General features: G+C 38.5%; 5 protein-coding genes. All 5 read right to left on the reverse strand.

The window, feature by feature from the left end; genetic code table 11:
* Nucleotides 1–138: 138 nt before the first annotated feature.
* On the reverse strand, nt 139–8,295 hold the full coding sequence (locus Bccel_RS11965) for a hemoblobin-interacting domain-containing protein (RefSeq protein ID WP_050753407.1): 8,157 nt from the start codon (nt 8,293–8,295) through the stop codon (nt 139–141).
* A 603-nt stretch (nt 8,296–8,898) separates the two neighbouring features.
* A complete protein-coding gene (locus Bccel_RS11970) occupies nt 8,899–10,020 on the reverse strand; it encodes an aldo/keto reductase (protein ID WP_036945037.1) in 1,122 nt (373 codons plus the stop codon).
* Nucleotides 10,021–10,148: 128 nt separating this feature from the next.
* Complete coding sequence (locus Bccel_RS11975; RefSeq protein ID WP_036945039.1) at nt 10,149–11,915, reverse strand: WG repeat-containing protein; 1,767 nt, start codon at nt 11,913–11,915, stop codon at nt 10,149–10,151.
* A gap of 171 nt (nt 11,916–12,086) precedes the next feature.
* A complete protein-coding gene (gene rpsI / locus Bccel_RS11980) occupies nt 12,087–12,479 on the reverse strand; it encodes a 30S ribosomal protein S9 (RefSeq protein ID WP_036945040.1) in 393 nt (130 codons plus the stop codon).
* Nucleotides 12,480–12,501: 22 nt separating this feature from the next.
* The gene (rplM, locus tag Bccel_RS11985; RefSeq protein ID WP_036945042.1) at nt 12,502–12,936 is read right to left on the reverse strand and encodes a 50S ribosomal protein L13; all 435 of its coding nucleotides are present in this window, start codon (nt 12,934–12,936) and stop codon (nt 12,502–12,504) included.
* Between the last annotated feature and the right edge of the window lie 7 nt (nt 12,937–12,943).

Here is a 12,943-nt window from a genome sequence, read left to right on the forward strand (position 1 = left end):
TTGGCTGATCTTGGATATATTTTCAGATCAGCCAATTATTTTGAAATACTTTATAAGATAAATCATATCCTCTAATAAGACATTGAATCTAAAATGTAAAATAATTATTGCAAAACATATAGTATAGTTACACAGAATTTAGATTAAGTTGGACTTTTGTAAAAGAAGCTTCACTAATACCGCAACTTCAGCTTTGGTTATTTTATCCTTTGGAGCAAGACTGTTAATGGATCTGCCCGATACAATACCAGTTTTTATACATGCAGCTATTTTATCAATTGCCCACAGATCAGCTTGGCTTGAATCTGAGAAAGGTGATAAGAGTTTTTTAGATTCACCAGAAATCAACTCTACTTTAAGACCAGTTATTTTCATTGCTCTTGAAATCATAGCCATAGCTTGTTCACGGGTTATCTTATCTAAAGGTCCAAAGCTGCCATTACCATAACCTGATATAATTCCATACTCATATGCAGTTTGAACGAATTCATAATGCCAGTCTGAGGTATTTATGTCTGTAAATGGATTTTTACCAATTCCAGGTTTTAACCCCAATCCTCTTACAATTATTGCTGCGAATTCAGCTCTGGTAATATCTTTATCCGGTTCATACAAGTCATTTCCTATGCCAGATACCACCATTCTTGAGCCCATATCATTAATTGCCGACTTTGCCCAATGGGATACCACATCCTTAAACTCCATAGGGTGCCAGACAACTGAATATGTACTGTTAGTAAGACTATTGATTTTTGCATAATACTTGCCATCAATAACAATAACCTTGGTTGGTACATGACGGAATTTTCCGTCTTGATCGGTAATAATACCTGTAGTTATCTTGCCTGGATCAACGCCATCAGGTATTACTACAGTTCTTTCAATATAATTATCAAACCTATCCAGTTCAACTTTCTTGTCTCCATGGCTTATTGCTACACTAAAGTCGATAGGCGGTGCCACGATAGAAAATCCGGTGCTTTTAGCTGAATTTTCTACAACTTTGACTATTTCCTTACTGGATTTTTCTATTCTTATTTTTACAGCTACATTTTTTAATTGGACATTTTCACCTAGTTTGTCAGCTATTTTATCTATTTTTATTTCCGTTGCAGGTATTGAGTATGAAGCTGTATCCGTTTTTATTTCTACTATGGCAGATTTTTCTTCTACGGTTTTTATCATATCACCATCCAACTGCCCCACAAACGTGTCGAGGTTTCCTTTTGCAGGAATGGTAATAGTTTTTTCAGCCTCTTTTAATTTATCCATAGCAACTTCCTTGTCAACTACAACTGTTACAACAACTTTATCATTAACCAGTTCAACATTTGCTTTTGCAGTATCTTCTTTTTTGTTACCATCTACCAAAATGCCAACTTTTATATTCTTAAGCTTGTCACTGGTTACCTGTTCATTATCAGGAAGAGAGTCTCCAGTTATGCTTATATCTGAAAGCTTATCCTGCACTTTAGGAGAAGGTGTAGGTGTTGGCGTTGGTGTAGGTGTTGGCGTTGGTGTAGATGTTGTTACTGGAGCAATATAAGGTGCAGGCAGGCTCACAGATATACTTGTAACCTCTGTTAGTGTGTCTGCATTAAACGCTATTTGTGCATTTGATATATATGAGGAGTTGTCTCCTTCCAAATCGCTGTAACTTACAATGCCATTTATAGCTTTTATGGTAACTGTTCCCTTAAGGGCCCAGCTTCCTGAGTCCTTTTTGGATGCGGTAACTTCAGTTGAGCTGTCTGTTAAAACAGTATTGCCATATACATCAGCTAAAGTAATAACTGGCTGTTGTGCAAATTTACTTTTATTAGAATTGGGTGATTTTATGTCTTGCGTTAAAATCATCTTTGCAAGAGTGCCATGTTTAATGGTTTGAGAAACACTTGAATCATTATAACCTGTTGCAATAATAACAACATTACTGGTTGAGGCTTTTGTTAATGCTGAATTACCTCCAGCCGGTTTGAGGGTGATTATTCCACTGCCTATCTCATAATCGGTATTAAATGAAAGCGTAATATTATTGTACTTAATAGCTGTTATGGCTCCTTCAAAATCTATATCAGGAGTAAATTCAATGACTAAGTCATGATCAACATCATTGTCTGTTGTATCTGCTGTAAGTACCTTGGAAGTATTCAGCGGAATATCAAAATCATTACTATCAACTGCCACAGTACTTGTAAAAGTAATACCTCCATTCCCAGGGATTACAAAGCGTGCTGTTAAATCTGTGAATGTCGCTACTCCAGCCACAGCAGCTTTTGTAGTCGTTCCTCCGATGGTCCATGTTCCTGTTCCATTTTTGGCAGAGGCTACTACATTGGCAGATGAGGACGGTCCATTGGCACATGTGTTGCCGTACTGGTCTTTTAGTATCACTATGGGTTGGGTTGTAAAGGCATCACCGCTGGCTGTTCCCAGCACAGGCTGCGTTGATATGACTATGCTTGCTACTGCTCCTGCAGTAATCGTCTGGAATACTATGGAGTCATCATATCCTGTGGCAATTATTACAACATTACCTGTTGCAGGCGTTGTTAACGCTGGGTTTCCTCCGCTTGGTTTTAATGTTAATTTACCGTTTTCAATAACATAATCTGTTGCGGCAGTTAAGGAAGTACCATTGAATTTTACTTCAGTGATGGCCCCCTCAAAGTCTATGTCAGAATTAAATGTGATTTCTATATCGTTATCCACGCTATTATTTGTTACATCATCTGCAATCTCTATAGCTGCTTTATTGGGAATAGTAAAACTATTGCTGTCTCCATCTATACTGCCTGAGGTAAATGTTATTGCTCCATTCCCAGGGATTACAAGGCTCGCTGTCAAATCTGTGAATGTGGTTACTCCAGCCACAGCGGCTTTTGTAGTCGTTCCTCCGATGGTCCATGTTCCTGTTCCATTTTTGGCAGAGGCTACTACATTGGCAGATGAGGAAGGTCCATTGGCACATGTGTTGCCGTACTGGTCTTTTAGTATCACTATGGGTTGGGTTGTAAAGGCATCACCGCTGGCTGTTCCCAGCACAGGCTGCGTTGATATAACTATGCTTGCTACTGCTCCTGCAGTAATCGTCTGAGAAACTATGGAGTCATCATATCCTGTGGCAATTATTACAACATTACCTGTTGCAGGCGTTGTTAACGCTGGGTTTCCTCCGCTTGGTTTTAATGTTAATTTACCGTTTTCAATAACATAATCTGTTGCGGCAGTTAAGGAAGTACCATTGAATTTTACTTCAGTGATGGCCCCCTCAAAGTCCATGTCAGAATTAAATGTGATTTGTATATCGTTATCCACGCTATTATTTGTTACATCATCTGCAATCTCTATAGCTGCTTTATTGGGAATAGTAAAACTATTGCTGTCTCCATCTATACTGCCTGAGGTAAATGTTATTGCTCCATTCCCAGGGCTTACAAGGCTCGCTGTCAAATCTGTGAATGTGGCTACTCCAGCCACAGCAGCTTTTGTAGTCGTTCCTCCGATGGTCCATGTTCCCGTTCCATTTTTGGCAGAAGCTACTACATTGGCAGATGAGGACGGTCCATTGGCACATGTGTTGCCGTACTTGTCCTTTAGTATTACTATAGGTTGGGTTGTAAAGGCATCACCGCTGGCTGTTCCCAGCACAGGCTGCATTGATATAATTATGCTTGCTACTGCTCCTGCAGTAATCGTCTGGGATACTATGGAGTCATCATATCCCGTGGCAATTATTACAACATTACCTGTTGCAGGCGTTGTTAACGCTGGGTTTCCTCCGCTTGGTTTTAATGTTAATTTACCGTTTTCAATAACATAATCTGTTGCGGCAGTTAAGGAAGTACCATTGAATTTTACTTCAGTGATGGCCCCCTCAAAGTCTATGTCAGAATTAAATGTGATTTGTATATCGTTATCCACGCTATTATTTGTTACATCATCTGCAATCTCTATAGCTGCTTTATTGGGAATAGTAAAAATATTGCTGTCTTCATCTACACTGCCTGAGGTAAATGTTATTGCTCCATTCCCAGGGCTTACAAGGCTCGCTGTCAAATCTGTGAATGTGGCTACTCCAGCCACAGCAGCTTTTGTAGTCGTTCCTCCGATGGTCCATGTTCCCGTTCCATTTTTGGCAGAGACTACTACATTGGCAGATGAGGACGGTCCATTGGCACATGTGTTGCCGTACTGGTCTTTTAGTATCACTATGGGTTGGGTTGTAAAGGCATCACCGCTGGCTGTTCCCAGCACAGGCTGCGTTGATATGACTATGCTTGCTACTGCTCCTGCAGTAATCGTCTGGAATACTATGGAGTCATCATATCCTGTGGCAATTATTACAACATTACCTGTTGCAGGCGTTGTTAACGCTGGGTTTCCTCCGCTTGGTTTTAATGTTAATTTACCGTTTTCAATAACATAATCTGTTGCGGCAGTTAAGGAAGTACCATTGAATTTTACTTCAGTGATGGCCCCCTCAAAGTCTATGTCAGAATTAAATGTGATTTCTATATCGTTATCCACGCTATTATTTGTTACATCATCTGCAATCTCTATAGCTGCTTTATTGGGAATAGTAAAACTATTGCTGTCTCCATCTATACTGCCTGAGGTAAATGTTATTGCTCCATTCCCAGGGATTACAAGGCTCGCTGTCAAATCTGTGAATGTGGTTACTCCAGCCACAGCGGCTTTTGTAGTCGTTCCTCCGATGGTCCATGTTCCTGTTCCATTTTTGGCAGAGGCTACTACATTGGCAGATGAGGAAGGTCCATTGGCACATGTGTTGCCGTACTGGTCTTTTAGTATCACTATGGGTTGGGTTGTAAAGGCATCACCGCTGGCTGTTCCCAGCACAGGCTGCGTTGATATAACTATGCTTGCTACTGCTCCTGCAGTAATCGTCTGAGAAACTATGGAGTCATCATATCCTGTGGCAATTATTACAACATTACCTGTTGCAGGCGTTGTTAACGCTGGGTTTCCTCCGCTTGGTTTTAATGTTAATTTACCGTTTTCAATAACATAATCTGTTGCGGCAGTTAAGGAAGTACCATTGAATTTTACTTCAGTGATGGCCCCCTCAAAGTCCATGTCAGAATTAAATGTGATTTGTATATCGTTATCCACGCTATTATTTGTTACATCATCTGCAATCTCTATAGCTGCTTTATTGGGAATAGTAAAACTATTGCTGTCTCCATCTATACTGCCTGAGGTAAATGTTATTGCTCCATTCCCAGGGCTTACAAGGCTCGCTGTCAAATCTGTGAATGTGGCTACTCCAGCCACAGCAGCTTTTGTAGTCGTTCCTCCGATGGTCCATGTTCCCGTTCCATTTTTGGCAGAAGCTACTACATTGGCAGATGAGGAAGGTCCATTGGCACATGTGTTGCCGTACTTGTCCTTTAGTATTACTATAGGTTGGGTTGTAAAGGCATCACCGCTGGCTGTTCCCAGCACAGGCTGCGTTGATATAATTATGCTTGCTACTGCTCCTGCAGTAATCGTCTGGGATACTATGGAGTCATCATATCCCGTGGCAATTATTACAACATTACCTGTTGCAGGCGTTGTTAACGCTGGGTTTCCTCCGCTTGGTTTTAATGTTAATTTACCGTTTTCAATAACATAATCTGTTGCGGCAGTTAAGGAAGTACCATTGAATTTTACTTCAGTGATGGCTCCCTCAAAGTCTATGTCAGAATTAAATGTGATTTGTATATCGTTATCCACGCTATTATTTGTTACATCATCTGCAATCTCTATAGCTGCTTTATTGGGAATAGTAAAACTATTGCTGTCTCCATCTATACTGCCTGAGGTAAATGTTATTGCTCCATTCCCAGGGATTACAAAGCTCGCTGTCAAATCTGTGAATGTGGCTACTCCAGTCACAGCAGCTTTTGTAGTCGTTCCTCCGATGGTCCATGTTCCTGTTCCATTTTTGGCAGAGGCTACTACATTGGCAGATGAGGAAGGTCCATTGGCACATGTATTGCCATACTGGTCCTTTAGTGTCACTATGGGTTGGGTTGTAAAGGCATCACCGCTGGCTGTTCCCAGCACAGGCTGCGTTGATATGACTATGCTTGTAACTGCATCTGCAACCGGTGTGATGCCAATTGTATTTGTATCCGGTGTAGCAACTGTTGCAATATTAAAAGATATTGTCTGAAGTGATGATTTATTAAGTACAAGATTTGGTACTGCAACCCCATTATTAAATGTTACAGATATAGTCTGTCCTGCTCCTGCTGAAGATTCATCCAGTACACTACCATTAAAACTTCCGTATGATAAATCGGGTGCAGCAACAACTCCTGATATTATAACATTCTTTGCACCGCTAAAATTTGTGTCTGTGTTCCCTAGAGAATTCTTTACCGTTAAAGTAATGTTATTTGCCGAGCCTACACCAGGTACCAAGCTACTTGCCGCGGCTGAGGCTGTCTGTGCTCCCAATGGAGAAACTTGAACTGTAGCCGAGCTGGATAATGTTTCTGGTGTTCCGCATAAATCTGTATAACTAACTTGGACTCTAACATATTTTCCAGCTTGTCCCACAGCCAATGTATAGGTACTGGTAGTTGCTGAAACTATATCTGTCCAACCTGAAGAGCCGTCATTTGAAACCTGCCATTTATAACCAAACGCACTCAATCCGTCCACATCGGAAATTGCTCCTATATTTGCGGTGAGGGTTTGTCCTTGGGCTGCAGTGCCTGAAATTGTTGGAAGCCCGGTAGGAGAATCATTAACTCTTGTTATACTGATAGCTCTGGTTGCAGAGGTTGAGCTGCCATTTTTATCCGTTGCTGTGAAGGTAACCGTACGACTGCTTGTACTTGGAGCATCACTGTTGTTGTTAAAAAGAATTGCCCTAGCAGTACTCTGAACCAAGGCATTGGTTGCTAATCCATTAAAGGAAAAGGTCCAAGCTGTCCCGTTGTTGACTGAAGATGCACTGGCAGTTCCAATGACGGTGGTATTGGACATAAGTGTGGTTACATCCAGCCATATCCCTCCGCTGTTACTGGTTGGAAGAGACAAAGTGTCTGCAGTAGTGTTGTTGGCCGTGATTTGCACTTTAAGTGTTCCATTATTCCAATCGGCATCACCATCATTGTCATTAATGCTTATAGCATTTGTCACAGCAGTTTGGGTTTGTTCTGTAAAAGCAGTTGTTCCACCTGCGGTCACTGTAGGTGCATTATTAGGCATGCCAAATACAAGATTTGCTATTCCAAAGACATTTGCATCCAAACTGAACTCAAGTTTAGTAATGTTTGCAAACCCGCTAAAATCAACATTGATATTGCTTAGGGTTGTGACATTTTCATAGGTTTTAGTTGTGATCAGCCCCTGTGCATTATAACCTGTAACTCTAAAGGTATCTGTATAATAGGGTTGCCCAGGGCCTATCTGATATGTACTAAACTTAACATCAACAGAAGTTGGTGTAAATTCAGAGTTATCCGTTTTTCTGATTTCAAGTTTATGAACTGATCCGCCAGAACCCCACCCACAGCCTGATACCCATAAGAAACCATCACCCCAGCTAGCAACAGGCATAGGATAATCTGGATCATAATCATATGCAGAAACAGTTAAGTCATTATATGTGCCGGTAACAGAAAGTACCTCCCCCTGATCAATATAAAAGTCTTGAAAAGTATATGTAGTAGCCAAAAGCCATGAATATTTTTTAATTTCTAAAATACCAGCATTATTCACTTTTCCAGTTGTCACTTCCAAATTCCAGTCTCCGCCCAGCTTATCTGATCCTGTAGCATCGTCGGATGCTGCAACAATTGCTCCAGTTGTATCAGCAAGTTTTTTTATAAACTCTTTTCCTTTTTCACCTTTTGCAATATCACAACCATAAAGAAATATCTTTCCTTTTCCATCAAGTTCATTCTTTATAAGCTGTAATTCGGGGTTATACTCATCCATATTTTCAATAGACAGCATGCCATTTCCGAAAATTAATTTCCCACTTGCACCATGTGAAATTATATGAATAATTTCAATGTTTTTTCGTTCGGAGACATATTTACTGATTTGTTTTAAACCATCCTGTTTCGAGTCAATAACAATAACCTCAGTAAATTGTTTAATTGATGTTTTAACAAGATCATAGTCCTTAACAGATGAATCAATAAATATTACTTTAGAGGAAATATCCTCTTTAGCAACTACTGTAAGCATTGTACCATTTAACGCCAGAATAATCCAACACACTGATATACCTAAAAATAGTACTTTTTTAAATAGTTTTAAATGCATTTTACTACCTCCTTCTAAGTCAATATAATATTTAAGAATTACTATCAAGTTTTAAATACAAAATACAAATCCAATTTGTTTCTCAATATACAAATACTTTGATATAGACTAAAAAGTGGTAAAGAGTAGTTGCATAAATAGATATACCTTACTATTTTGGATTGAGGTAATTACAAATATCTCACATTTTTAACCTCCAATAATAGAATACTATTAAGAATAGCAATATTTATTTTTATCGACAATAAATGTTATATTCTTAATTATTTTATAGTAGAATACCAATAGATAAATGACGAACTGTCATAGATAAACTTTCCAAATCAAAGAAATTAACTTTATATTCAAACACAATGCTCACTGCCAGAATGGTAACCCTTATTTAGTGACCTGATTGGGTCGGTGACACTACGCACACAGGTGATGTTTCCATGCTAACAGAGTAATATACAGCATTCTAACAAAAACTCCTCCTATGATCTTATTTCTTTATCACAGAAGGAGTTTTATTAAATTTATAACTTCAAATGTTATAATACTCCTATAATTTTATTTCTCTATCATAGAAGGAGTTTTTATTTAATTTATAATTTCAATGCTATACTACTTGTCCAACTTTTCAGAAGCTTCCTTCATTATATTGATGATTGGAAGATGCTGCGGGCATACAGCTTCACACTGTCCACAGGCTATGCAGCTACTTGCTCTGCCGCTTCTATCCACCAAATTATTATAGAAAAATTTGGGTCTGCTATCTTCGCCGTACAGGTACAATGCGTTTAAAGCACTGATTACATCAGGAATGCTTATTTTTACAGGGCATCCGTCACAGCAATATTTGCATGAGGTACATTGAATGGTTGGCAATTTTGCCATAGCCTTTGTCACTTCATCGAGAACCACCTTGTCTTTATCAGTTAATGGTTCAAAGTTTATAAAAGTCTCCAAATTTTCAATTATTTGCTCTTCGTTTGACATACCGCTTAATATTGTCAATATACCGTCTAAAGAACCTACAAAACGTAATGCCCAGGAAGCAATACTTCTATCCGGTTGCTGCTTTTTCATCACTGCTTCCAGCTCCGGTGTAGTACTTGCAAGAGTACCTCCCTTTACCGGCTCCATTATAATGGTCGGCATATTATATTTCCTAAGTATTTTATAAAGTTCACCGGAATGAACAATGGGATTATTCCAATCTGCATAGTTTAATTGGATCTGTACAAACTCAACTTCCGGATGTTCAGAAAGAATCTTCTCCAATAGTTTCGGTGAGCCATGAAAGGAAAACCCAAAATGCTTTATCTGCCCCTTCTTTTTCTTTTCCATAGCCCATTCAAAACACTTAAACTTCACATATGTATCATAATTGTTTCCTTCTTCCACACTGTGTAACAAATAGAAATCAAAATAGCTTACCCCTGCACGTTCAAGCTGCTCATTAAATATACGGTCACAATCCTCAACAACCTTAATTTCCCAGGCCGGAAGCTTTGTTGCAACATAAAATGAATCTCTCGGATAACGTTTTACAATAGCTTCCCTTACTGCAACTTCAGATTTGCCTCCATGGTACACATAAGCAGTGTCAAAGTAGTTGAATCCCTTCTCCATGTAAATATCTACCATATTACATACCCTTGCAATGTCTATCTCCCCATCTTTTTCCGGAAGACGCATCAGTCCAAATCCAAGTTTCGGCATCTTACTTAAATCAATACTCATTCCTTCTACCTCCAAATTATAATTTTTCCTCTTTCCATGTGCTTAGCCATGATCAAAAAATAACTTTGAATTGTTCACCGCCGTAAAAAGCAGGCTTTAAGTTAAAGGTTATATGAAAGGAATAGAAGTTAATTTTCAATTATTGTTACAATTTTTTCATTGCTATTCCATTCAACTTTACAACCCAACGTCTCAGCTATGAATCTTATGGGAAGTAAAGTCCTGGAATTTTCAATTATTGGTGCAGCATCAAGAGTAACAGACTTACCATTAACTGTGGCAGTGTTAATTCCTATTACCAATTCTATATTTTTATTGTCTTTAACTATGATTATTTTTTGTTCGTCTGGCAGCCAATCAATTTTGCCATTTAGAGTCTCCGAAATAAATCTTATAGGCAAAAAGGTTCTATTGTCTTTTATTATTGGGACAACATTTTTATCATTTTTATCTATTTGAGTAAGAAATGCAGATAGATTAGCATTAGGATTACCAATTTGCATATTTATGTATTTTTTATCAATTGCAGACGCTTTTGTTAGAGCTTTTGTATCTTCACCTACTGTTTCTATGAGCTTTGCATACCCCCATTTATCTCCTGATTTTACGCTAGCCATATTAATCGTTTCTCCCGCCCATATATCGTCATATACAGCAGGCAAAGCCACGCTCCCATCTAATTTTACCAAACCTCGTTTACTATTCTTTTCAACTACAGCATAGCCATTTTTAAATGGATATATATTATCGTAAATTAACGGTGCAACACTTTTACCATCTGAATCTACTATGCCCCAAAAACCACTTTTTCTTACAAATATTCTTCCTTCAGAGTATCCCCTGATTCCGTCGTACTCGAAAGGAATTATAATTTTTCCCTCTTTATCAACACTGCCCCACTTGCCGTTTTTCATAACACTAGCAAAACCATCGTCAACAAAAGCATTTTCATATTCAATGGGCGTAATTAACCTTCCTTGTATATCAATAATTCCCCATTTACCGTTTTTCTTAGCAGCAGCTATTCCTCCAGAATATTGAGCAACCCCAGTTTCTGATTCTCCCATTGGTGTATTCTCTTTCAACGAGTCGTACGTAATCGGAATAACCCATTCTCCTTTTCTATTTATAAGTCCCCACTTTCCATCCTTAGAAATTCCGCACGTTAAATCATTTCCTCTCATTTCCGACAATTCATCATGCTCATCAGGTCCTAATAATTGTTGGTTAATAAACGCGTGCCAAATATTATATTCTAAAGGTATTATAATATTATTTTTATTATCTATAATACCCATTCCTTGATCATAATTTCTAGCAACAGCATATCCTTCACTAAAAGGTGTTATTTGATCATATACTGCAGGAATAATAATTTCTCCAGTTACTTTATTTTTCACACCTACATGAGAATCTTTATCATCACTCCTAAAACCTATTGCATCTTTTCCTGCAAAAAGTTCCCATGTCCAATCAGATCGGTCCAATTTAGGTTTTATTAGTGTAAGGATTCCATCTTTTCCAACACTCCATTCTTTTGTAATTATTGGCATCTCACCTGAAGTTCCAATATTATATCCATCGGTATCTCCTTCTTCCCTGTAAACAGTTTTGGAGACAGCCAACACATCACCATCACTTATCCCAACCCAGGAATACTCCATTGGTACAACCAGTTCCCCATTCTCATTTATCAGGCCAAACTTTTCTCCTCCGTTTGCCAGTTCTGCAGCTTCAGCCCTTGAAACTGCAGCAAAACCATCCTTTTGGGGTACTGCACTTGTATATTGGGGTTCGGCTACCCAGTTCCACATGGCTCCATCTTGTGCAAATGCTGTTAGATTGATTAGCAAAATATCAGCTATAATTGCAAACATAATAATCTTTTTAATCATATTACTTCCCTCTGCATCCTATGAAATATTTATCAATCTTATTTTTTTATGTTGATCAATTAATGAACTAATTTTGTTACAGTATTTGAAACTGAAAATGTACACAAATTACCTTATGATTCAAAAAATCCCCAAATGCAAGCATTTGAGGATTTGATAACAATGTAAATATTATCTCTTTGAGAACTGTGGAGCTCTTCTTGCCTTCTTGAGACCGTATTTCTTTCTTTCCTTCATTCTTGGGTCTCTAGTAAGGAAGCCAGCTTTCTTAAGCACCAGTCTTAATTCTTCATCAGCCTTTAAAAGTGCTCTTGAAATACCGTGTCTGATAGCTCCTGCCTGGCCTGTAAAACCACCGCCAACAACTTTACAAAGTACATCGAACTTACCTACTGTATCTGTAAGAACCAAAGGTTGTTTTACAATAACCTTAAGTGTTTCCAATCCGAAATATTCATCAATGCTTCTATCATTTATAGTTACGTTTCCATCTCCTGGTATAAGTCTAACTCTTGCAACAGCTTTCTTTCTTCTACCAGTTCCATAATATTGAACCTTTGCCATAAGTACTAACTCCTCCCTTCAATTAAATATCCAATTCGATAGCTTCAGGTTTCTGTGCCTGATGCTCATGTTCTGTTCCCTTATAAACCTTCAATTTTCTATACATTGCTCTTCCAAGGCTATTCTTTGGCAACATGCCTTTAATAGCAAGCTCAACAGCCCTTTCAGGTCTAGTAGCCATGAAATGCTTGTACTTTATTTCCTTCATACCGCCTGGGTATCCGGAATAATGTCTGAACATCTTCTGCTCAAGCTTCTTACCTGTGAGAACAACCTTTTCCGCATTCAATACGATAACATGATCACCAGTATCAACATGTGGAGTGTAAGTAGGCTTATGCTTTCCTCTTAACAATTTTGCAACTTCACTAGCAAGTCTACCGAGAGGTTTGCCGCTAGCATCAACTATCAACCATTTTCTTTCAACTTCTTGTGGCTTAGCCATAAAAGTTTTCATTATTTTT

Origin of the sequence: Pseudobacteroides cellulosolvens ATCC 35603 = DSM 2933 (assembly GCF_001262605.1) — a bacterium.
In the GTDB taxonomy this organism is placed as follows: domain Bacteria; phylum Bacillota; class Clostridia; order Acetivibrionales; family DSM-2933; genus Pseudobacteroides; species Pseudobacteroides cellulosolvens.

Excerpts from the sequence above, each read along its gene's own strand:
- rpsI (WP_036945040.1), bottom strand. The coding sequence starts at position 12,479 with ATGGCAAAGGTTCAATATTATGGAACTGGTAGAAGAAAGAAAGCTGTT.
- rplM (WP_036945042.1), bottom strand. The coding sequence starts at position 12,936 with ATGAAAACTTTTATGGCTAAGCCACAAGAAGTTGAAAGAAAATGGTTG.
- Bccel_RS11970 (WP_036945037.1), bottom strand. The coding sequence starts at position 10,020 with ATGAGTATTGATTTAAGTAAGATGCCGAAACTTGGATTTGGACTGATG.
- Bccel_RS11975 (WP_036945039.1), bottom strand. The coding sequence starts at position 11,915 with ATGATTAAAAAGATTATTATGTTTGCAATTATAGCTGATATTTTGCTA.
- Bccel_RS11965 (WP_050753407.1), bottom strand. The coding sequence starts at position 8,295 with ATGCATTTAAAACTATTTAAAAAAGTACTATTTTTAGGTATATCAGTG.